The sequence below is a fragment of the Streptoverticillium reticulum genome (assembly GCF_047456005.1).
GTDB classification, from domain to species: Bacteria; Actinomycetota; Actinomycetes; order Streptomycetales; family Streptomycetaceae; genus Streptomyces; species Streptomyces reticulum.
In genome coordinates this window covers 407209-428824 of record NZ_CP179755.1, presented here as the reverse complement: position 1 = coordinate 428824, position 21616 = coordinate 407209, and the positions used below count along the sequence as shown (strand labels likewise).

Sequence of the window (21616 nt, the reverse complement as noted above, 5' to 3'; positions counted from 1 at the left end):
GCGGGGCGTCAGGTGCGGTCCGCCGCGATCAGGAGGTAATGGAAGCTGCCCTCCTTGTATGCCGTCAGGAAGGGGTCCTCGATCCCGGTCGCCACCGAGGACTGCGCCCGCAGTTCCCAGTACGGAATGGTCTGGGCGGTCAGATCGACGACGTGGACGGGGACCTGGCCGGCCACACCCCGTTCCCCGGCCTGGGAGTTGGCGAAGCCGACCTGGTGCTCGGAGATCGTCACGCCGTCCACCGCGCAGCCGAAGCGCTGGTGTGCCATGAAGCTGGTGCCGCCGCGGCCGGACCCGGCGTCGAGGAGCTGGTCCTGGGCCGTGATGCTGCCGAGGTGGTCGAGGAGGACCTCGGCCTGTGCGGTCTCGAGCCGGTGGAGTTCCTCGATGACGCGCCGGTCCCGGGTGCTCTCGGGGCCTCCGTAGTGGTGGTGGTAGAGGCCGTCGACCTCGCAGAGGCGGAGGTTGACGGGGGCCTGCTCACTGTCCCAGTACGCCGCGACCGACTTCTGGTAGGAGGTGCGGAGGACCTTGGCGGTGTGTCCGATCGTCGAGGCCATGGGGAACTCCTCTGTTCTGCGCGGCGGTCATGCCGCGTTGTAGCGTGGGGTGGTGCTGTGCCATTCGCGATTGCCGCCGAGCCAGGCCCAGGTGCCGGCCAGGAAGCGGCGCAGCGCGGGTGAGCCGTCGGCGGCGAGGACGACGGCCTCGGCCTCGAAGGTGTGGACGAGCTCGTCATGGACGAGGACGCTGCGGTGCACGGCCTCTTCGAGTGCGCATTTCTCCTCGGCCGCGATCACCGTCGGGAGGTTGAACTCCAGGCCGGGGCCGGTGCTCTCGCGTGCCATCGAGTAGAGGTCGTTGACGAGTGTGGCGGCGGTGCAGGCCATGCTGAAGGCCCGGCGCACCCGGGGGGCGTAGTACTCGGCGGCGGGGACCTCGTAGCCGCCGACGGCGTCGACGAGGGCGACCATCGGCAGAAAGCTGTTGCACTGGCGGTTGACGAGGTACTCCCAGACCGGGGGCATGCGTTCGACGGTGCGCCAGCCGGCCTCGGCGTTGAAGCCGGCGAAGAGGCCGGCCATCTCGTGGGCGAGCCGTCCGAGTTGAGCGGGGGCGGCATAGCGGGCGATGTGGTCGAGGGCCGAGCGCAGGGCGGTCAGGGCGGGGTCCACGGCGGCGTTGGCGACGCACAGCCGGGGGCCGAGCGCCCGGGGATCGGCCCCGATGAGGTAAGCCTTGGCTACGGCGTGCCGGGAAGCGGAACGCAACCCGGCAAAACAACTGCGCCTGTTGACATCGCGGTTGTGGTGATTCACCGGGGGACTTGTGGCGGTACTGCTTCCATCCGGTCCCGGTGCCGCCGTACGAAGAGCGCGCTCCGCGAGCAGACCCGGCTGCCCGGGCGGCGGGGGTCAGTCGACGCGGATGGTGCGCCCGCTGATCCGCGCCGGGACGATGCGGATCCACAGGCTCCGTGCCCCGCCGGCCCACGGCTGCGCCCCCGGACGTTCCGCCAGGGCGCGTACCGCGTCGGGATCGGTGACGTGATCCGCGGTTCCGGCGACGAGGACGCTCCAGCCGTTCCTCAGCTGTTCGTCGATGTGGTCGGTCTCGAAGGCCAGCCGGTCCCCGGCGGCCGCAGCCGCTGCGCCCCCGGGATCCGTGCGGTAGACGATGGTGCACGCGTCGACCAGGAAGTTGACGGGCAGCACCACGGGGCCTGCGTCGGCGGACAGGCCCAGGCGGCCGATGCCGTGGGTGCCGAGCCTGTTCCAGCATTCGCGTTCCGAAAGCTGCATGAGGACCGGATGGGGCGCTGCCGTCGACCTGCCCGGCGCGGCATCGCTGCGGCCCTCCACCAGGTCTTCGTAGGGCATCTCCAGCGTGGCGGCCAGCCGCATGAGAGCGGCGGGGTCGAAGCCGCCGCCCAGCGACTCCAGATGGCGCAGGTACGCGACGGACATGCCGGCGCGCTCGGCCACCTCTTCCCGCGTCATCCCGAGCTGCTCGCGTCGCAGCGAGGCACGGGCGGCCATGCTGTCGCCGCGGGACGGTGCACCGGCCGGACCACCGGGTTGCCCCTCTTCGCCGTGCACGGCCGCTCCTCCGCCGCTCGCCCGTCAGTGACTGCCCGGGCCGCGTCGTCGCCACGGCCCGGTTGCTCACCCTCCAGACGATCAGACGGAGCGGCGTCGTGCCAGTGCTGATCGCCCGTTCAGCGGGACGTCAGGCCTGTGGGTCGTCGACCGGCGGCTCCGGGACCCCGGCCCCGGCAGCGGGTGTGGTGAGCCGGAGCTCGACGTTCACGACGCCCTCCACCGCCCGTACGAGCCGTGCCACGAGGGGGACCATCGACGTGTCGGCCAGCGAGCCGGAGAGGGTGACGACGCCTTCCGTCACCGTCACCTCCACCGTCGGTTTCCGGTTGCGGAACAGTCGGGCGACGACCTCTTCGCCGACCTCCCGTGCGATGTCCTCGTCGTCACGGAGGTACACCTTGAGCAGGTCGCTGCGGCTGACGATGCCGGCGAGCATGCCCTGCTCGTCCACGACGGGGAGGCGCTTGACGCCCTTGCGGGCCATCGCCCGGGCGGCCTCCGCCACGGTCGCGTACGCGTGGATCGTCACCGCGGGGGCGCTCATCAGGTCCTCGGCGGTGCCCCCGGCCGCCTTGGCCAGGTCGTCGATGCGGCGGAGCCGGTCGAAGCGGGCCGGGTCGCCGTCCTTGAACTCCTCCTTCGGCAGCAGATCGGCTTCGGAGACGACGCCGATGACGCGGCCTTCGCCCTCCAGGACCGGCACCGCGCTCACCTTCCACTCCGCGAGCGTCCTGGCGATCTCCTTGTAGGGGGCGGAACGGCTGACCGCCACGACCGTCTGGGTCATGACGTCGCTGACGGTGCGCTGGGTGCTGTTCATCTCTGACTCCTCGCGAGCCGGACAGCCTTATGGAGCGGGGAAGCGGCCGCCCGTGTCGTCGTCCGTGTACGCGAGCCGCTCGTGGACCGCGACCACGCCGTCCACGGAACGGCACAGCCGCTCGATGACCGGGATCATGCTGCGCGCCTCGACCGTCCCGGTGAGCGATACCTGCCCTTCCGAGACCTCGGCGGTCACGGCCGACGGTGTCAGGCCCAGCGTCTTCTGCAGGAGGTCGCGGTGGATCTCCTCGCGGATGGCGGTGTCCTCACGGAGAAAGACCCGCAGGATGTCGGCACGGCTGATGATGCCGACGAGCCTGTCGGTCTCGTCGACCACCGGGAGCCGTTTCACGCCCTGCACGGACATGAGCCGGGCCGTCTCCACGACGTTCCATTCCGGCCTGGCGCACACCGGAGGTGCCGACATCAGCTCTTCGGCCCTGGCGCCCTCGGCCTTGGCACGCTCCCACGCCTCCAGGTTCGGGACCAGGGGACGGCCGAAGGGATCGGGCTGGTCGGCGGCCTTGCGCATCAGGTCCGCCTCGGACACCACGCCGACCACCCGGCCGTCGCGGGCCACGACCGGCACGGCGGTGACGTCGTTCTCCGCGAGCTCCCTGACGATCTCCTTGAAAGGGGTGTCCGGGCGCACCCGGACGACTTTCCTGGTCATGAGTTCGTCGACCGTTCGGTGCTGCAGCATGGCCCCGCTCCTTCTCCCGAAGTTCTGGGTGCCCCGATTCCAGCGTGGCAGGATCCGGTCCCCACCGGATGAGCCGGTCGGCCCAGGTCCCGGGGACGCTCGGCCCTCCTGGTGCCGGACGGCAGCGGAGAGACGATGGAAGAGGCCCCGTACCGGGCCTGCCATCCCCGGAAGGGAGAGTCCGGTGACTGCACCACTCACGATCGACGACGCACGCGTGGCGGAACTGGTGCGGGACGCGGTGGCCGCCCCGTCCATGCACAACGCACAGCCCTGGCGTTTCCGTTACACGCGCGGCAGCCACAGGTTCCGGCTCTACGCCGACTTCGAGCGGGCCCTGCCGCACTCCGACCCCGACGCTCGCGCTCTGCACCTGGGGTGCGGAGCCGCCCTGTTCAACCTCCGTGTCGCCGTCGCGAACGCCGGCTTCCACCCGAGTGTCACGCTCCTGCCGGATCCCGACGACGCGGCGCTGCTCGCCACGGTGCGGCTCGGCGCCCCCGCCACCGGCGACGTCGCCCTGGCCCTGCTCCACCCGGCCGTCCACCGGCGGCACACCAGCCGGTACCCCTTCTCGGAGACCGAGATCCCCGCCAACCTCAGGACGGCCCTGGTCGAAGCCGCCCGGGAGGAGGGCATCGCACTGGCCTTCCCGGCCTCCTGGCACCTGCGCTGGATGGAGGAGCTCGTCGAGGAGGCCGAGGCCCGCAACCTCACCGACGACGGCAGCGAGGACGACCTGGCCCGGTGGACCCGCATCGGGCCCGCCGAGTCCGACACGGCCACCGACGGCGTCCCGGACTACGCCTTCGGGCCGCGGAAGCGCGGCGGCCGGGCCCCGATGCGCGACTTCTCGGGCGGAAGGCCGGTGCCGGACCTGGGGTCCACGCCCTTCGAGAACGAACCGCACCTGGCCGTCCTCAGCACCGACGGCGACCTGCCGCGGGACTGGCTGTGCGCGGGCGAGGGCATGGAGCGCGTCCTGCTCCTGGCCACCCTGGAGGGGCTGGCCACCTCCTTCTCCACCCAGGCCCTCGAATGGCCCGACCTGCGCTGGCCCCTGCGCGACCCGTCCTCCGGAACGGGCCACGTGCAGATGATGCTGCGCCTCGGGTACGGCCCGAAGGGGCCCAGGGTGCCGCGCCGGCCCGTGCAGGACGTCCTGGTCACCGAGGACTGAGCCACCGAGGACCGTCCGCACGTCCGTCACGCCCTCAGCCGTGCGGGACGACCGCCACCGGGCACCGTGCGTGATGCAGCACGGCATGGGTCACCGGCCCGGCCGTGCTCCAGGCCCTCCTGGGCCATGACCTCCGGCACACCACCGACCCGGCTGCCGCGCCAGGGCCGGGTGGCCCCGTCCCGGTCCTGACCGGCCCGTGCGGGCGGAGCATCGAGGGCTCATGCTGGGAGGAAGCCGCCTGTGACGGGGTCCGGCACAGCAGTGCCGACGCCGGAGCGGACCGGCCGGAGAACCGTGAGGGGTCATGCACGCACACCTCGGAGACCGCCTTGTCGTCGAGAGCCCGTCGACGGGGGCGACCAGGCGCGACGGGGAGATCGTCGGTCTGCACCACGCCGACGGCACGCCGCCGTACGACGTGCGGTGGTCGGACAACGACAGGGTCACCCTGGTCTACCCGGGGCCCGACGCCCATGTGCAGCACCTCGAACACGAGGACAAGGCGCCGCGGACCTGGCGAGGAGCGGCCTGAGCCTCATGCGTGCGGTACGACGGCGACCGGACAGGCCGCGTGGTGCAGCGCGGTGTGGCTGACACGGCCGAGCTGGAGGCCGACCCGGCCCTGCCGCCCGGCGGCTCCGAGAACCAGCAGGTCGGCATCGGCAGAGAGATCGACGAGCACCCTGTGTGCCCGGCCTTCGACGGGTGTCCGGTGGACGGTGACCTGTGGGTGCTCGCCCTGCGGCCCGCTCAGCGCCTCGGCCAGGAAGGCCGAGGCCCGCTGTTCGTGGGCGTACGCGGTGTCGCCTGCCAATGCCGTACGGTCCGCCGGGTGTTGCTCCGCGCAGCGCCAGGCGCGTACGGCCCGGAGCTCGCACCCGCGCGCTTCCGCCTCGCGGAGGGCGAAGCGGATGGTGGCTGCGGACTCGCCGGGCTCGCCGACGCCGACCACGATCCTGCCGCACCGGCCCTGCACGTTGCGGTCCTCGCCCCGCACCACGGTCACCGGGCAGTGCGCGCGGCCCGCCACGGAGAGGCCGACCGAACCCAGCAACAGCCCCTTGACGGCTCCGCGTCCCGAGGAACCGGTCACCAGGGCGGAAGCCTCGTGGGACTCCTGTACCAGGGCGGGCACGGCGTCCTCGGGCACCACCACGGGCTGTACCTTCACGTCCGGAGCCCGCTTGCGGGCGCGCTGCTCGGCCGAGGCGACGACCCGCTCGGCCATGACCTCGTCCGCGGGCCGTTCGCCGCCGAAGGACGGGACCGACCCCTCGTAGCGCTCCCACAGCGATGCGTACACGATCCGCAGGGGCAGACCGAGGCGTGCCGCCTCGTCCACGGCCCAGTCCAGAGCCGTCAGGCTGCCGTCGGATCCGTCGACGCCGACGACCAGGGGAAGCTCCATCGTCCTCACCGCCTTGCCTTGTGATCACGGGGAGTACGGGCCTCTCCGGGGGCCGGTCCGGCCCCCGGAGGCGGCATGGCGTGGTCAGTCGGCACGCCGGATCGGAACCGTGCGTGTGGCCGGTTGCTCCTTGGCTGCTCGCGGCACGGTCACGGTGAGGATGCCGTCGCGGTATTCGGCTTCGGGCCCCTCGTCCGCGATCGGGAACGGCAGCCGGACGGACCGCTCGAACGAGCCGTAACGGAATTCCGAGTGCCGCTTGTCCTCCTGGCTCTCGGTGTGCTCGGCCCGGACGGTCAGGGTGTCGCCCTCGACCGTGATCCGGATGTCCTTCTCCGGGTCCATGCCGGGCAGTTCGGCGCGCAGCACGTACCGCCCGCCGCCGTTCGTCACCTCGATCGGGATCACGTGCGAGTCCCGGACTCCCCAGCCCACCGGCACATTGGGGAACCCTGCGCCCAGCCACTCCATCAGCTCCGGCAGACCGGAGCGGTGCCTGAGCCTGCCATGACGGGCCTCCTTCTCCCCGGCGGTGCTTCACCGTCTGTGCCTTCTCTCCTCCCACCATCCCGCACCCTCGTGACCCGGCCTTGGGCCACCCGGCCCTGAGACCGGGGCCGGACGGGACAACATCGCCGCCCGTGGGCCGTCCGGCTCGTGACACGCGGGGGAGCGCGGGATCATCCTCGGAGGCGAGGAGAACGAGCACCACGGCAAGGAGCACGGGACCATGGCGGGAATCGTGGCGTACGGAGTGACCACCGACGAGAGGCCGCTGCTGGAACGGGCGCTCGGCCGCGACCACGACCTGCGGTGCCTGGACCTCGTCCTCGACGCGGACACGGCGTCGACGGCGACCGGCCGGAGGATCGTCTGCAGCAGCGTCAACGACGTCCTGGACGAGGACGTCCTGCACGCCCTCGCCGCAGGCGGCACCGAGCTGATCACGCAACGGGCCACGGGGTACAACAACATCGACCTCGACGCGGCCCGCGGGGCGGGCCTGGCCGTGTCCCGGGTCTCCGCCTACTCCCCCTATTCCGTGGCCGAGTTCGCGTGGGCGCTCGCCCTGGCCGTCGACCGCAGGATCCCGCGGGCCGTCGGCCGCACCCGTGACTTCGACTTCCGCCTCGACGGCCTGATGGGCCGGGACTTCCACGGTCGCACGGCGGGCGTGCTCGGCACCGGGAAGATCGGTACCGCGTTCGCCCGCATCGCCGCGGGATTCGGGATGCGGCTGCTCGGCCACGACGTCGCGCCGAACCCGGAGTGCGAGGCGCTGGGCATGGAGTACGTCGACCGCTCACGTCTGTTCGCCGAATCCGACCTGCTCAGCCTGCACGCGCCGCTGGTGCCCGCGACGTATCACGTCGTCGACGCCGGGGCACTGGCGCGTATGAAGGACGACGCCGTTCTGATCAACACCAGCCGCGGCGGCCTGCTGGACGCCCAGGCGCTCGTCGAGACCCTGCGAGCCGGGCGGCTGGAGGGCGTCGGCCTGGACGTGTACGAGGAGGAGGCGGGCGTCTTCTTCTTCGACAAGTCCCTCGAGGTCATGACCGACGACACCCTCGCCCGGCTGATGACCTTCAAGAACGTCCTGATCAGCTCGCACCAGGCGTACTTCACCCGCGACGCGGTCGGCCAGATCGTGCGGGCCACGGCGGACAACATCGCCGACCATCTCGCCGGGCGGACCGGGGAGAACACCCTGGTGCCGCGTCCTTCGCCCGTGTGAGGCGGCCTTCGGCCCCTTCGCGGCCGAAGCGTCAGCAGATGCGGGGCAGTTGTTCCCCGACCGGCATGTCCACCACGCGGCGGGCGCCGACGACCGTCCGCATCACGACGCGCCCGGGGCGCCCGCCCGCCGGAGCCACGTCGCCGATCCGCACGGCCCCGCTGCCCTCGGGCAACGAGCGCATGGCCCGCAGGGCCTCGTCGGCCGCCCGAGGAGACACGAAGGCGACCAAGCAGCCCTCGTTGGCGACGTGCAGCGGGTCGAGGCCGAGGAGGTCGCAGGCCGCTGCGACCGGGCCCGGCACCGGCACCGCGCCCTCGTCGATCTCCACCGCCACGCCGGAGTCGTGCGCGATCTCGTTGAGCGCCGCCGCGAGCCCGCCCCGGGTGGGGTCGCGCAGGGTGTGGACGTCGGCGCCGAGGCCGGCGAGGGCGGCCACCAGACGGTGCAGCGGGCGGGTGTCGGAGGCGATGTCGGCCTCGAAGCCCAGCCCTTCGCGCGTGCTGAGCACGGCGGTGCCGTGCAGCCCGATCGGCCCCGAGAGCAGGACGGCGTCCCCGGGACGGGCCGCGGCCGCGGACACGGAGAGTCCCGGCAGGCGCCTGCCGACTCCGGTCGTGGTGATGAAGACCTTGTCGGCCGCACCCCGGCCGACGACCTTGGTGTCACCCGTGATCACCGGCACGCCCGCCTCCTGGGCGGCCTTGCCCAGCGAGCGGAGCACGGCCTCCAGCTCCGAGAGCTCCAGCCCCTCCTCCAGGAGCAGCGCCACGGACAGGGCCACGGGTTCGGCCCCGCGCATCGCCAGGTCGTTGACCGTGCCGTGGACGGCCAGCGACCCGATGTCCCCGCCGGGGAAGAACAGCGGGCTGACGACGAAGCCGTCCGTGCTCATGACCAGGCCCCCGCCGCCCGGCAGGAGTGCGGCGTCCTCCAGCGGGGCCCCGCGGCCGTCGCCGAGGGCAGGGAGCACCAGGGACTCCAGCAGCTCGGCGGTGAGCCGCCCGCCGGCTCCGTGGCCGAGCAGGACGCGTTCGTTCTCCGAGTAGGGCAGAGGGCATGCGGCGGTCATGCGGAGCTCCCTTTCGTGGCTGCGGCGGCGGTTCGTCCGGCGGAGTGGAAGGCCGCGCAGGTGCCCTCGGCCGACACCATGGGGGCGCCGAGGGGGTGGCGCGGGGTGCAGCGCGTGCCGTAGGCGGTGCAGTCGGTGGGCAGCTTGGCGCCGGTGAGGATGCCGCCCGCGATGCACTCGGGATGCTCGGCGGAGTGCAGGGTGTCGACCGCGTAGCGCTCGGCGGCATCGAACGCGGCGAATTCCGGGCGGAGTTCGAGGCCGCTGCGGGGGAGTTCGCCGACGCCCCGCCAGGCCCGGTCGGTGATCCGGAAGACCCGGGCGACCGCGGACTGCGCCTCGCCGTTCCCTGTCCGGCGTACGGCGCGCACGTACTGGTTCTCGACCTCGGCCCTGCCTTCCTCCAGCTGCCGGACGGCCATCAGAATGCCCTCCAGCAGGTCCAGGGGCTCGAATCCGGTGACGACGACGGGGACTTCGTACCGGGCGACGATGGGCTCGTATTTCGTCCAGCCCATCACTGCGCACACGTGGCCGGCCGCGAGGAACGCCTGGACCTCGCACTCGGGGGAGTCCAGCAGCGCCGTCATGGCCGGCGGCACGAGGACGTGACTGACCAGCACGGAGAAGTTCCGCAGTCCGAGCCGGGAGGCGTGCAGGACGGCCATGGCGTTGGCCGGCGCGGTGGTCTCGAACCCGACGGCGAGGAAGACGACTTCGGCCTCGGGATGCTCCTCGGCGAGCCGCACCGCGTCCATGGGGGAGTAGACGACGCGTACGTCCGCGCCGCGTGCCCGCAGCGCCAGCAGGTCGGTGTGCGACCCGGGGACGCGCAGCATGTCGCCGAAGCTGGTGAGGATCACGCCCGGCCGGGCCGCGACGGCCATGGCCCGGTCGAGGGTCTCCAGCGGGGTGACGCAGACCGGGCAGCCGGGCCCGTGCACCATGCGCATGCCGGCGGGCAGGAGTTCGTCGATGCCCTGGCGGACGAGCGTGTGGGTCTGGCCGCCGCAGACCTCCATGATCTGCCAGGGGCGGGTGGCGGTGCGGTGCAGCTCGTCCAGCAGGCGCCGGGCGAGCAGCGGATCGCGGTATTCGTCGAGGTACTTCACACGGCTGTCCTCACGCTCGTTCGACGGTCAGGTCGAGGAAGTGGGCGGAGCAGGAGATGCACGGGTCGTGGTTGCGGATGGCGCGTTCGCACAGGCGCGTCAGCCCGGCGTCGGTGGCGTCGCCGCGCGTCAGTTCGGCCTGGACGATCCGCCGCAGGTCCTCCTCGATGGCACCCTGGTTCTGCGACGTCGGCGGGACGAGGCGGGCGTCGGTGACGATCCCGTCCGCGTCGAGGACGTAGCGGTGGTACAGGGTGCCGCGCGGGGCCTCGGTCGCCCCGTGGCCGGCGCCGGCGCGCGGAGTGACGCCCACGGCCGGGCGCGGCGGCGGCTCGTAGGCGTCGATCAGGCGCAGGGCCTCCTCGATCGCGTACAGCACCTCCACGGCCCGCACGACGATGCTGCGGAAGGGGTTGCGGCACGCGCCGTCCAGCCCGGCGGCACGGGCGACCTCCCGGACGGCGGGCGGGAGCAGGTGGCCGCTGACGGCGTACCGGGCGAGGGAACCGGTCAGGTGCCGGCGGCCGTCGAGCCGGGCCTGGAGCGCGGTGGAGTGCGGCACTTGCTCCTCCACCACGTGGGCGGTGAAGTCCCGCACCGGAAAGCTGCGCGGCTCCTGCCCGTCCCCGTACGGGAGGACGGTGGGGGTGCCGCCGTCGATGGCGTACGTGCCGGGTTCGGCGAGCGCGAACAGGTCGGCGTCGCACACGGCGTCGGGGAAGTCGAAGCCCGCCACCCAGCGGACGGTCTCCTCCGCATCGTCACGGGCCCGGCGCAGTCGCTCGGCCAGCGGGCGCAGTTCGGCGCGCGTGGGAGTGCGGTGGAAGCCGCCGACGCGGACGTTGACGGGGTGGATGGAGCGGCCGCCGAGCAGTTCCAGGACGGCGTTCCCGGCCTGTTTGATCCGCAGGCCCCGTTCGACGTCCGCGCGGCGGTCGCGGGAGAGGTGGATGGCGCTGTCGTACCCGAGGAAGTCGGGGGCGTGCAGCAGATAAATGTGCAGGGTCTGGCTCTCGATCCACTCGCCGCAGTACAGCAGGCGGCGCAGCGCGGCCAGTTGGCCGTCGACGGTCACGCCGCAGACGTCCTCGATCGCCCGGCAGGCGCTCATCTGGTAGGCGACCGGGCAGATGCCGCAGACCCTGGAGGTGATGTCGGGCGGTTCGGTGTGCCGGCGCCCGCGCAGGAACGCCTCGAAGAACCGGGGCGGTTCGTAGATCTTCAACTGGGCAGCGGCGACCGTGCCGTTGTCGATGCGCAGGAGCAGCGCTCCTTCTCCCTCGACGCGGGTGAGGGAGCCGACGTGCAGGACGCGCGAACCGCGGTGCGTCACGGTTCCTCCCTCTCCGGCTCGATCGCCGCGAACTTCGCGGCGTTGAAGGTGTGGAGGATCCGCAGCACGTCGTCGTCGCTCATGCCGTCGCTGCGCAGCAGCGGGATCATCGCGGGCATGTTCGTCGAGCCGGACGGTCCGAAACAGCCGTAGCAGCCGCGCCCGTAGGCCGGGCACAGGGCGCCGCACCCGGCGTGGGTGATCGGCCCGAGACAGGGGGTGCCGTGGGCGACGGTCACACAGGGGGTGCCGCGCCGCTTGCAGGCGAAGCAGACGCTGTGACGGGGGATGTCCGGCCTGCGTCCGGCGAGGAAGGCCGTGATCACCTCCAGCAGCTGTCCACGGTCGATGGGACAGCCCTGGAGCTCGAGGTCGACGGGGACATGGGCGGCGATGGGGGTCGAGGTGGCCAGGGTCTCGATGTACTCGGGCCTGGCGTACACGATCTCGCGGAACTCGTCGACGTCCGCGAAGTTGCGCAGCGCCTGGACGCCGCCGGCCGTGGCACAGGCGCCGATGGTGACGAGCGTGCGGGAGTCGGCGCGGATCCGCCGGATGCGTTCGGCATCCTCGGCGGTGGTGACGGAGCCCTCGACGAGGGACAGGTCGTAGGGGCCCGGTTCGACCGCGCTGGAGGCCTCCAGGAAGTGGGCGATGTCCACCTCTCCTGCCAGCGGCAGGAGTTCGTCCTCGCAGTCGAGCAGGGTGAGCTGGCAGCCGTCGCAGGAGGCGAACTTGAAGACGCCGAGTCGGGGACGGCGCGGAGCGGTGGCGTCCATGGTCACAACTCCCGCACGGACAGCAGGGGCTCGGCACGCTCGTAGCCGACGACGGGGCCGTCGCGGCACAGCAGCAGGGGCCCGAGCTGGCAGTGGCCGCAGTGGCCGGTGGCGCAGTGCATGTTGCGTTCGAGGGAGATCAGGATCCGGTCGGGGGCCAGGCCGCGGTGGAGCAGTTCGCGGGCGGTGGCGCGGATCATGACCTCGGGGCCGCAGACGAAGGCGGTGGTTCCGGCGGGGGAGAAGACCGCTTCGTCGAGCAGAGTGGTGACGACGCCGACCCGCCCGCGCCACCCCGGCCCCGGGCGGTCCACCGTGATGCCGCAGTACGGCCTGGCCCAGTCGTCCGACTCGTCGCGGTAGAGCAGATCGTCGGGGGTGCGGGCACCGACCAGGACGTTCAGCCGGCCGTGGCCCTGCGGCGCGGTCAGGGCGGCCTGCACCAGCGGCCGCAGCGGGGCCAGGCCGATGCCGCCGGCGACGACGAGCAGGTCGTCGCCGGCGGCCGATGGCAGGTCCCAGCCGGTGCCGAACGGCCCGCGCATGCCGACCACCGCACCCGGCGCGAGCGCGTACAGGGCGCGGGAGACCGCGCCGACCGCGCGGACGGTGTGCACCAGGCCGCCGTCGGGGAGGATACCGGCCACGGAGATCGGCGCCTCGCCCACGCCGAACGCGTAGACCATCGCGAACTGGCCCGGTACGAAAGGCGGCAGCGCCTCGTGGACCGGCTCCAGGCGGACGGTGACGGTGTCGGCGGTCTCGGGACGGGTCTCCGCCACGCGGTAGGGAACGGGAACCGCCGTCACCGCGGTCCTCCGCTCCCGTACGGGCCGTAGAGGTCGAGCAGGCGGGTACGGGCGGACCGCAGCCGGTTGCCGATGGTCCCGATGACGTAGGTGAGCAGCGCGTGGTCGAGTGCCGGGTCGCGGTTGCACAGCTCGAGGACCTCCTGGGCGTCGAACTCCCAGGCGCGCACCGGGCTGACGGCCTCGGCACCCAGGTGCCACTGCCGGGGCGGGCACACCCAGGACCAGCCCAGCAGGTCCCCGGATCCGATGGTCTCGACGACGGCCGGCCGCCGACCGGGCACGTGCAGGTCGAGGGCAACTCCACCGGTGTGGATGACCCAGAAGCGGTCGGCCTTGGACCCCTCCTCGAAAATGCGGGCGCCGACGGGGAACGACACTTCGCGGCCGAGTGCCATCAGCCGGTCGCGGTGGTCCTCGGGGATGGTGGAGAAGAGGCCGGTCCTGATCATGACGGGCTGTCCTTGTCGCGGGCCTCCTGGTGGAGGGCGTGGGCTTCTTCGGTGATGTCGATGGCGACCGGGCACCACACGATGCACCGGCCACAGCCCACGCAGCCCGAGCTGCCGAACTGGTCGTACCAGGTGCCCAGTTTGTGGGTCATCCACTGCCGGTAGCGGCTGCGCCCGGACGCCCGGACGGGGCCGCCCTGGAGGTGGGAGAAGTCGAGGTCGTAGCAGGACTCCCAGCGGCTCCAGCGCTCTGCGTGGTCGCCGGTGAGGTCGGTGACGTCCTCGGTGGTGGTGCAGAAGCAGGTGGGGCAGGCCATGGTGCAGTTGCCGCAGGTCAGGCAGCGGGCCGCGACATCGTTCCAGCGCTCCGCGTCCAGGGTTTCGGCCAGCAGCGCCCGCAGGTCCACCTCCGGCATGGTGCGGCCCATGCGGCCCGCTGCGGCCTCGACCGCCTCCGTCGCCGCGGTGCGGGTCGCGGAGTCGGCGGTCCGGCGCGGCAACTCGGCCAGGACCTCGGCCCCTTCGGGTGTTCCGGCGCGGGCGAGGAAGCGGTGCCCGGCGTCGTCGAGCACTTCCGTCATGGCGATGTCGTATCCCGGTCCGGCGGCCGGGCCGGTGCCCATGGAGACGCAGAAACACGTGGCGCCGGGCTCGGTGCACTCCATGGCGATCAGGAACGCGCCGCTGCGCCGGGCCCGGTAGGCATCGTCCTTGTGGCGTCCGCCGGTCAGCACCCGGTCCTGGACGGCGATGGCGCGGAGGTCGCAGGGCCGCACGCCCAGGAAGGCGTACGAGGCCGGATCGTGCCGCTCGGGCCGCACCGTCAGCTCGCCGTCGGGGCCGCGGTCGGCCGTCCACTGGCGGACGCGCTGCGGGAGCAGGAAGTTCTTCCAGGACTGCGGTCCGGCACTGTGGGCGAACGCCGCCTCGTCCTCGCGGCGCACCACCCGGTAGTGGCCGCCCTCCAGCTCCACGCCCCAGCCGTAGGGCAGCTCGGCGGCGGACTCCAGTTCCGCCAGGACGATGACGCCGTCGCGCTGCGCGGGACCGACCACCGTGCGGCCGCGCGCACGCAGGACCTGCACGAGAGCGTCGAGCCCGGCCCGGTCGAGGACACACACCATGTCCTCCGGGTCCGCAATGTCCCGCGCAGTGGTCGCGGAAGCCATGGCCTCTTCTCCCGTCCGGTCGTGGGCGGTAGCGGATCAGTCCTCGGCGAGGCCGAGCAGCGTCTGCTCGGGGGGCCGGGGCGGACGCGAGTCGTCGACGCGGTACGCCAGCTCGTCGACGACCGAGACGACCCCGTCGACCTGCGCCGTCAGCCGCAGCAGCACCGCAACCTCGCTGCGCCGCTCCAACTGCCCCTTCAGCGTGACCACACCGTCGAGCACGTGCACCTCGAGCGTGCCGGGAGTGAGCCACATGGTGCCCACGACCAGGTCGGAGACCACCTCGCGGTGGATGTCCTCGTCGGGCCGCAGGAACACCCGCAGCAGATCGCGGCGGGTGACGATGCCGGCCAGCCGGTCTTCCGCGTCCACCACGGGGAGCCGCTCGATGCGGTGACGCGCCATGGTCCGGGCGGCCCGGGCGATGGTGTCGTCGGCGTGCACGGTGATCGCGGGGCGGGACATCAGCCCCTCCGCGGTCGACGCGGGCGGGTCGCCGCGGCGCCTTCCGCCTGCACGCCGCCACGGACGCCGGCGGGCGGGGGAGGGATCCGCCGGGAGGGCGGCCTGGCGCAGCATGAGGTCACTCTCGGAGATCACTCCCAGGACCCTGGCATCGTCGTCCACCACGGGCAGGCCGCTGATGTCGTGCTCCGCCAGCAGCCCGGCGACGTCCTTGAAGGGCGTCCGGGGAGGCACCGACACGACGTCCTTCGTCATCAGGTCTCCGACCCTGTCCTGCCTCATGATCATCGTGGCCTTTCCCTCGTGCCGCGCCCGCTGTCAGCGCAGCCGGCGCAGGTACGGGTCGTGGACGTGGCGCGGAACCAGCCGGATGCGGGCGTCGAGTGCGGTGACGCCGTCCGGGCCCGCCACCACCGGGTTGAGGTCCGCCTCCACGAGCTGCGGCAGGTCGCACGCCATCCGGGACAGGCGCAGCAGCAGCTGCTCCAGCGCACCCAGCTCGACGGGGGTGCCGCCCGCGCCGCCGGACAGCAGGCGCGCGCAGCGCGGTGCGGTGATCAGCTCGTCCACGTCGCCGGGGGTGAGCGGGGCGAGACGGGCGGCGTGGTCGGCCAGGATCTCGGTGGCGGTGCCGCCCTGGCCGAAGAGCACGAGGGGGCCGAAGACCTCGTCCTGGACCACTCCGGCCACCAGTTCGAGGACGTGGGGTGCCTGCGGCTGTACGACCACGCCGGAGAGCCCGGCGCCGAAGCGTGCCGCGAAGTCGCGGTAGGCGCTCCGCACGTCGTCCTCGCCCTGGAGGTCGAGGCGGACGGCGCCCTCGGCCGTCTTGTGCACCAGACCCGGCCGGTGCGCCTTGAGCACCACGCGCCCGCGCGGCCCCACCAGCCGCCGTGCCGCGGCGACGGCGGCGTCCTCGTCGCACACCCACTCCCAGGCGACCTGGGGGACGCCGTAGTGCCCCAGGAGCCGTGCGCAGGCGGTGGGGTCGAGCCAGCCGCCCTCGGGGTGCCCGGCCAGCCAGGCGGCCGCATCGGCCCGGGCGCCGTCCGTGTCGATGCCGGGCAGCTCCGCCGCCTCGGCCTGCGGCCGCGCACGCCACCGGGCGTGGGCGACGGCGTGGGCCAGAGCGCGGGCGGCGTCCTGCGGGTCGGCGTAGGCCGGCACGGTGCCGCCGCCGTCGGCCGCCAGCAGCGCGACGCGCGTCGGCTGTTCGAGGAGAACCGCCGCCGTCGTGCACGGCGCGCGGTCCGGGCCGTGCGTGAGGGCCCGCGCGAGGTCGTCGCCGGTGGCCGCGGCGAGGGCCGTGGGGACGAACACGCCCAGCACGGCGTCGACATCGCGGTGCGCCGCCAGACGGTCGAGGCAGGCGCGCAACTCGGCCTCGGAGACGGCCGCGGTGGCGTCGACCGGATTGCCCGTCGTGGCACCGGCGGGCAGCACGGCCGTGAGCTCCGCGGTCAGCCCCGGTTCCAGCGGCAGGACGTCCAGCCCGGCTTCGCTGCAGGCGTCGGCCGCCAGCACTCCGGCTCCGCCGGCGTTGGTGACCACCACCACCGAACCGCCCGACGGCAGCGGCTGGGAGTGCAACAGGGCCACGGTGTCCAGGAGTTCGCCCAGACTGCGCGTGGCGATGATCCCGGCCTGGGCGAAGAGCGCCTGCCGGGTCATCGTGGGCGTGGCGGCCGCGGCCGTGTGCGAGGCCGCCGCCCGGCGGCCGGCCTCGGAGCGGCCGGCGTCGACGGTGAGCAGCGGCATCCGGCGGCCGACCCGCCGGGCGGTGCGGGAGAAGGCCCGCGGATTGCCGAAGGACTCCAGGTGCAGCACGGCGAGCCGGGTGCGCCCGTCGCCCTCCCACCACTGGAGCAGGTCGTTGCCGCTGACGTCGTACTTGTCCCCCAGCGAGACGAAGCTGGAGACGCCGATGCCGAGCCGGGAGAGGCCGCTCAGCAGGGCGATGCCCACGCCCCCCGACTGCGTGGCCACGCCGGCCGTGCCGGGCAGCGGCACGCGGGCGGCGAAGGTCGCGTCCAGCCCGACGCCCTGCTCCGTGTTGGCCAGCCCCAGGCAGTTGGGGCCCACCAGCCGCATCCCGTACCGGCGGCAGGCGGCCCGCAGCGCAGCGGCCTGACCGGCGTCGAGTCCCGAGGTCACGACGAGCAGCGCCCGTACCCCGCACCTGCCGCACTCGTCGGCGACGGACGGCACCGCGGCGGCGGGGACGGCGAGGACGGCCAGCTCGGGTGCCTCGGGCAGCGCGGACACCGTCGGGTGGCAGGGGACGTGTTCGATGGCCCGTGCGTGCGGATTGACAGCCGCGACGCAGCCGGTGAACCCGCCTGCGCGCACGTTGTGCAGGATCGCCCGGCCCACCGAGCCCGGCCTGCGGCCCGCTCCGACGACGGCGACGGAGCGCGGGCGCAGCAGCGGTCCGAGGCTGGCGACGTCGGCCGTGCGGCCGCGGGACTCCACGGCGGACAGGTAGTGCTCGTCCTGGGACAGCCCGACCGTGACGTGGACCTCCGGGCCGTCGAACCGGCGCTTCAGCGGGAGGCCGAGGTCCGAGAAGACCCGGAGGACCGGGTAGTTCTCGCTCAGCGCGTCGGCGGTGAAGACGTCCAGGCCGTCGGCGCGGGCGGCGTCCGCCAGATGCTCCAGCAGCAGAGTGCCCACGCCCCGGTGGTGCCAGTGGTCGGCCACGGCCAGCGCGATGTCGGCCCGGCCCGGGACGGCGGGGTCGGCGTGGTACTCGGCGACGCCCACGGCCTCGCCGTCCGCCTCGGCGAGCAGGGCACGCTCGCCGGGCCGGGCCGGGGCGCACAGGTGCTCGGCCGCCTGCCGGCCCGAGCCGGAGCCCGCCGAGAAGAACCGCAGACGGAGGTTCTCCGGCGACATCCGCTCGTACAGCCGCAGCACGGCGGCACGGTCCCCGGGCCCCGCCTGCCGGACCCGTACCGTCGTGCCGTCCGCCAGCAGAGCGTGCACGGGCGGCGCAGGCGGTGAGGGAAGACCCGTGGTGTCCGTCATCGTCGCTCTCTCCCTCCGGTCCTCTCCAGAGTCCACCGGGGACGCGGCCCGCGCGGATGGGCTGACCGGGCCGGAGCAAGGGCCGACCGGCCCCTGCCGGGGGTACGCGTCGTGCCGGCTACTGCGCCTCCGCCGCGGGCAACGGCTCGCCGAGCTCGCCCTCGACGACGTCGGCCATGGCCCGCAGCACGTCCAGGGTGCGCCGCGCCTCCGCCTCGTCGACGGTCGTGATCGCGAAGCCGACGTGGACGACGACGTACATGCCGACGTCCGCCGCGGGCGTGTAGTCCAGACACGCCTCGCGGCGCACCCCGCCGAAGTCGACCGTCGCCATCCGCAGCCCGGCACGCTCACGGATCTCCAGAATCCTGCCCGGAATGCCCAGACACATCGCGCTCACTCTCCTCGCTGGAAACGGGCCGCGGCGACCGCCGCCTGCCCGTAGCCGATACCGCCGTCGTTCACCGGCACCGCACGGCCGACCAGGACCCGGAGCCCCTGGGACCCCAACAGCGCCGTGACATCCCGCAACAGCCGGACGTTCTGGAAGCAGCCGCCGGACAGGCACACCGTGCGCGGTGCCCCGGCCGCCACGACCCGCTCGACGAGGGCACTCGTCACCTCGGCGACGGTCCGGTGGAACGCGGCCGCCAGCCGGGTCACCGGCTCGTGCCCGTCGACTCCTTGGAGCAGGGCGGTGAGGGTGGGCACCGGGTCGTACACCCACAGGCCGTCGACGGACACCAGACGCCAGGGCAGCGCGTCGGCACGCCCGTTGCCGGCCGCCGTCTCGAGCGCCACGGCCGACTGGCCCTCGTACGTCGCGTCGTCGCCGAGGCCGAGCAGGGCGGCCGCCGCATCGAAGAGCCGGCCCGCGCTCGACGCGCGGGGGCAGTTGACGCCCCGCTCGACCATCGTCCGCACCACGTGCACCTCGTGCGGATCGCGGCGCTGCGTGAACGAGCGGACGAGCGCGGCCGAGGGCAGCCGCGCGCCGAGCGGTTCGACGCCGTGGAGGTATCCCAGGGCCATGCGTGCGGGCCTGCGCACGGCCGCCGCACCGCCCGGCAGCGGAGCCGTGGCGAACCGGCCCGCCCGGCGGTAGCGGGCCAGGTCGGCGACGAGGATCTCCCCGCCCCACAGCGTGCCGTCGTCGCCGAACCCCAGCCCGTCGTAGGCGACTCCGACGAACGGCCCCTGCACGCCGTGCTCGGCGGCACAGGCCGCGACGTGGGCGTGGTGGTGCTGCACGGCGATCCGGCGGGCCAGCGGCAGGGCCCTGGCCCACTGGGTGGACAGATAGCCCGGGTGCAGGTCGTGGGCCACGGCCTGCGGTGCGATCCCGGTCAGCCGGACCAGGTCGGCGTACGCCGCCTCGAACGCCTCGAGCGTGCCGGCGTCCCCGAGGTCGCCGGTGTGCGGTCCCAGGAAGGCCTGTTTCCCCTCCGCGAGGGCGAAGGCGTGCTTGAGCTGCGCGCCGGCCGCGGCGATCGGCACCGTGGCCGGCGTGTGCAGGGGCAGGGGGGCGGGTGCGAGCCCGCGGGCCCGGCGCACGGTGAGGACCGTACGCCCCGTCGGCCGCACCACCGAGTCGTCGTAGCGTGCGTGGATCGGCCGGTCGTGGGAGAGAAAGCCGTCGGCGACGGAGGCGAGCGTGGTCCTCGCTGCCGCGTCGTCGATCGCGATGGGTTCGCCGGAGAGATTGCCGCTGGTGACGACGAGCGGTCTGTCCAGGTCGTGCAGCAGCAAGTGGTGCAGGCCGGTGGTGGGCAGGAACAGGCCGACGGAGCCGGTGCCCGGGTGGACTCCCGGTGCGAGGCAGGTACCGCGGCGTGCGGCGAGCAGCACGACCGGCCGTGCGGGCGAGGCCAGCGCGGTGCGTGCGGTGCGCGGCAGGCGGGCCAGCCGTCCGGCGGCATCGATGTCGCGCACCATCACGGCGAACGGCTTCGCAGGCCGGTGTTTGCGTGCGCGCAGCCGGGCGACGGCACCGGCCTGCGTGGCGTCGCACACCAGCTGGTAGCCGCCGAGGCCCTTGACAGCGATGACGGCGCCGTCGTCCACGGCGGCCACGGCCGCGCGCAGCGCGTCGTCCCCGGTGATCCCGTCCCAGGACAACCGCGGTCCGCAGGCGGCGCAGGCGACGGGTTCGGCATGGAACCGCCGGTCGCCGGGATCGGCGTATTCGGCGGCGCACGGCGCGCAGAGCGTGAAGTGCCGCATGGTCGTGCGCTCACGGTCGTACGGCAGGTCCACGATGACGGTCGCGCGGGGGCCGCAGTCGGTGCAGTTGACGAAGGGGTAGCGGTGACGGCGGTCGGCCGGGTCGAACAGCTCCGCCAGACACGCCTCGCAGGTCGCGGCATCCGGGGGGATCTCCCGCGACGGCCCCCGGCCCCGCTCGCCGGTGCTGCCGCGCACGGTGAAGCCCGAGCCGGGAACCGGGGAGGGCTCCGTGAGCGGTGCCGTTCCCACGTGGCGCACCTGTGCGAGGGGCGGTGCGTCCTCCCGCAGGGCCCTGACCAGAGTGCTCAGGGCCCGTGGCGATCCGGCCACGGACAGCTCGACGCGGCCTCCGGTGTTGACGACCCAGCCGTCGACTCCCAGACGGGTGGCGGTGCGGTGGACGAAGGGGCGGAAGCCGACCCCCTGCACCGTGCCGGACACCGTGATCGTGCACGCGACCCGCTCGCTCACCGGCCCGGTGCCCCACCGCGGGCGGCGGCGTCGCGGTGCTGCGCGATGTCCGCTTCGATCCGTTCCGCCAGCGGTTCCACCGCCGCGGCGACGGCTGCCGTGAGCCCCGTCCCCAGCGAGCCGTCCGCGCCCTCGACCGCGTACACGATCATGTGCCGGGGCATGCGGCCGAGCGTCCGCGACAGCTCCACGGCCTCGCCGAGGCCGAGTCCGTGCGTGCTGGAGGTTCCCGCGTGCCCGATCTCGTGCCGGTCCAGCTCCAGCCGGTGGACCCGCCCCGGGTGTCCGGGGTGCGCGTGGGCGGCGTCCACGACCACGGCCAGTGCGCTGTTCTCCCAGAGCCCGATCAGCCGGCCCGGGTCGCCGTCGCTCGCGGCGAGAGCGGTTCCGGCGGGCAGCGGCCGCCGCTCGGCGCGCTCCTGCAGCCGGGCGACGACTGCGGGGCCCACGCCGTCGTCGCGCCGGAACTCGTTGCCGACTCCGATGACCACGATGCCGGTCGTGACCGCCATGGCTCACTCCCTGTCTCCGGGCGTCCGGACTTCGATGATCGGTGGAACGGGCCGGTCCCGCGCGGGGCCGAACGGCCCCGGTCCGGTCCGAACCGCCTTTCCCCGCACCGGCCGCACGACCACCGGCGCGGAGGCCGGTGCGTCCGGACGGGTCACCACGGACCCGCCGGGGTGACCGGCGCACCCGGGTCACGGCGGTGTCTGCTCTTCTGGACGGAGGACCGGAAGCGAGG

At 73.5% G+C, this 21616-nt stretch carries 21 protein-coding genes and 1 pseudogene; 3 read left to right on the top strand and 19 right to left on the bottom strand.

Going from position 1 to position 21616, the window contains the following annotated elements; genetic code table 11:
- Window positions 1–8: 8 nt before the first annotated feature.
- The 5 genes from ACMATS_RS01960 to ACMATS_RS01940 form a co-directional block, all read right to left on the bottom strand.
- Window positions 9–560, bottom strand: coding sequence for an SAM-dependent methyltransferase (locus ACMATS_RS01960; RefSeq protein WP_414166618.1), 552 nt, complete (start codon window positions 558–560; stop codon window positions 9–11).
- A gap of 27 nt (window positions 561–587) precedes the next feature.
- Window positions 588–1271, bottom strand: a complete 684-nt coding sequence (locus ACMATS_RS01955; RefSeq protein ID WP_414166617.1) for a terpene synthase family protein — start codon at window positions 1269–1271, stop codon at window positions 588–590.
- 144 nt (window positions 1272–1415) lie between these two features.
- Window positions 1416–2099 carry a helix-turn-helix domain-containing protein gene (locus tag ACMATS_RS01950; RefSeq protein ID WP_390780592.1) on the bottom strand — a complete coding sequence of 228 codons (684 nt, stop codon included), beginning with the start codon at window positions 2097–2099 and terminating at the stop codon, window positions 1416–1418.
- Between the two features lie 130 nt (window positions 2100–2229).
- Window positions 2230–2922, bottom strand: a complete 693-nt coding sequence (locus ACMATS_RS01945) for a CBS domain-containing protein (RefSeq protein WP_390780593.1) — start codon at window positions 2920–2922, stop codon at window positions 2230–2232.
- A gap of 27 nt (window positions 2923–2949) precedes the next feature.
- On the bottom strand, window positions 2950–3624 hold the full coding sequence (locus tag ACMATS_RS01940) for a CBS domain-containing protein (protein WP_414170635.1): 675 nt from the start codon (window positions 3622–3624) through the stop codon (window positions 2950–2952).
- A gap of 187 nt (window positions 3625–3811) precedes the next feature.
- Here ACMATS_RS01940 and ACMATS_RS01935 point away from each other — a divergent pair, with 187 nt between their 5' ends.
- Both ACMATS_RS01935 and ACMATS_RS01930 read left to right on the top strand, forming a co-directional pair.
- Window positions 3812–4807 (top strand): Acg family FMN-binding oxidoreductase, encoded by a 996-nt coding sequence (locus tag ACMATS_RS01935; RefSeq protein WP_414166616.1) that lies wholly within the window; start codon window positions 3812–3814, stop codon window positions 4805–4807.
- A 307-nt stretch (window positions 4808–5114) separates the two neighbouring features.
- Window positions 5115–5321 (top strand): annotated as a pseudogene (locus tag ACMATS_RS01930) (DUF1918 domain-containing protein); the annotation flags it as partial.
- A 24-nt stretch (window positions 5322–5345) separates the two neighbouring features.
- Here the strand turns inward: ACMATS_RS01930 and ACMATS_RS01925 are convergent.
- Both ACMATS_RS01925 and ACMATS_RS01920 read right to left on the bottom strand, forming a co-directional pair.
- The gene (locus ACMATS_RS01925) at window positions 5346–6218 is read right to left on the bottom strand and encodes a universal stress protein (protein ID WP_414166615.1); all 873 of its coding nucleotides are present in this window, start codon (window positions 6216–6218) and stop codon (window positions 5346–5348) included.
- Window positions 6219–6302: 84 nt separating this feature from the next.
- Entirely contained in the window at window positions 6303–6626 is a 324-nt protein-coding gene (locus ACMATS_RS01920) for an Hsp20/alpha crystallin family protein (protein ID WP_414166614.1), read from the bottom strand.
- Window positions 6627–6948: 322 nt separating this feature from the next.
- On the opposite strand from ACMATS_RS01920, the gene ACMATS_RS01915 reads away from it, so the two are divergent.
- Window positions 6949–7956, top strand: a complete 1008-nt coding sequence (locus tag ACMATS_RS01915) for a 2-hydroxyacid dehydrogenase (protein ID WP_414166613.1) — start codon at window positions 6949–6951, stop codon at window positions 7954–7956.
- 31 nt (window positions 7957–7987) lie between these two features.
- On the opposite strand, the gene hypE is transcribed toward ACMATS_RS01915, so the two are convergent.
- The 12 genes from hypE to ACMATS_RS01855 form a co-directional block, all read right to left on the bottom strand.
- Window positions 7988–9028, bottom strand: a complete 1041-nt coding sequence (hypE, locus tag ACMATS_RS01910) for a hydrogenase expression/formation protein HypE (RefSeq protein WP_414166612.1) — start codon at window positions 9026–9028, stop codon at window positions 7988–7990.
- Entirely contained in the window at window positions 9025–10140 is a 1116-nt protein-coding gene (gene hypD / locus ACMATS_RS01905; RefSeq protein ID WP_414166611.1) for a hydrogenase formation protein HypD, read from the bottom strand. The genes hypE and hypD overlap by 4 nt, the downstream gene beginning before the upstream one ends.
- Window positions 10141–10150: 10 nt before the next feature.
- Entirely contained in the window at window positions 10151–11473 is a 1323-nt protein-coding gene (locus ACMATS_RS01900) for a Ni/Fe hydrogenase subunit alpha (RefSeq protein ID WP_414166610.1), read from the bottom strand.
- The gene (locus ACMATS_RS01895) at window positions 11470–12252 is read right to left on the bottom strand and encodes an oxidoreductase (protein ID WP_414166609.1); all 783 of its coding nucleotides are present in this window, start codon (window positions 12250–12252) and stop codon (window positions 11470–11472) included. The genes ACMATS_RS01900 and ACMATS_RS01895 overlap by 4 nt, the downstream gene beginning before the upstream one ends.
- Window positions 12253–12254: 2 nt before the next feature.
- A complete protein-coding gene (locus ACMATS_RS01890; protein ID WP_391151916.1) occupies window positions 12255–13061 on the bottom strand; it encodes an FAD/NAD(P)-binding protein in 807 nt (268 codons plus the stop codon).
- Entirely contained in the window at window positions 13058–13513 is a 456-nt protein-coding gene (locus ACMATS_RS01885) for a Crp/Fnr family transcriptional regulator (RefSeq protein WP_390780603.1), read from the bottom strand. Before ACMATS_RS01885 ends, ACMATS_RS01890 begins: the two co-directional genes overlap by 4 nt.
- Window positions 13510–14682: a 4Fe-4S dicluster domain-containing protein gene (locus ACMATS_RS01880; protein WP_414166608.1), complete on the bottom strand. Its 1173-nt coding sequence runs from the start codon at window positions 14680–14682 to the stop codon at window positions 13510–13512. Before ACMATS_RS01880 ends, ACMATS_RS01885 begins: the two co-directional genes overlap by 4 nt.
- A gap of 36 nt (window positions 14683–14718) precedes the next feature.
- Entirely contained in the window at window positions 14719–15435 is a 717-nt protein-coding gene (locus ACMATS_RS01875; protein WP_414166607.1) for a CBS domain-containing protein, read from the bottom strand.
- A gap of 30 nt (window positions 15436–15465) precedes the next feature.
- On the bottom strand, window positions 15466–18174 hold the full coding sequence (locus ACMATS_RS01870; protein WP_414166606.1) for a GNAT family N-acetyltransferase: 2709 nt from the start codon (window positions 18172–18174) through the stop codon (window positions 15466–15468).
- 118 nt (window positions 18175–18292) lie between these two features.
- Entirely contained in the window at window positions 18293–18565 is a 273-nt protein-coding gene (locus tag ACMATS_RS01865; RefSeq protein ID WP_390780607.1) for a HypC/HybG/HupF family hydrogenase formation chaperone, read from the bottom strand.
- A gap of 5 nt (window positions 18566–18570) precedes the next feature.
- The gene (hypF, locus tag ACMATS_RS01860; RefSeq protein ID WP_414166605.1) at window positions 18571–20871 is read right to left on the bottom strand and encodes a carbamoyltransferase HypF; all 2301 of its coding nucleotides are present in this window, start codon (window positions 20869–20871) and stop codon (window positions 18571–18573) included.
- Window positions 20868–21383, bottom strand: coding sequence for a hydrogenase maturation protease (locus tag ACMATS_RS01855; protein WP_391151905.1), 516 nt, complete (start codon window positions 21381–21383; stop codon window positions 20868–20870). The genes hypF and ACMATS_RS01855 overlap by 4 nt, the downstream gene beginning before the upstream one ends.
- Between the last annotated feature and the right edge of the window lie 233 nt (window positions 21384–21616).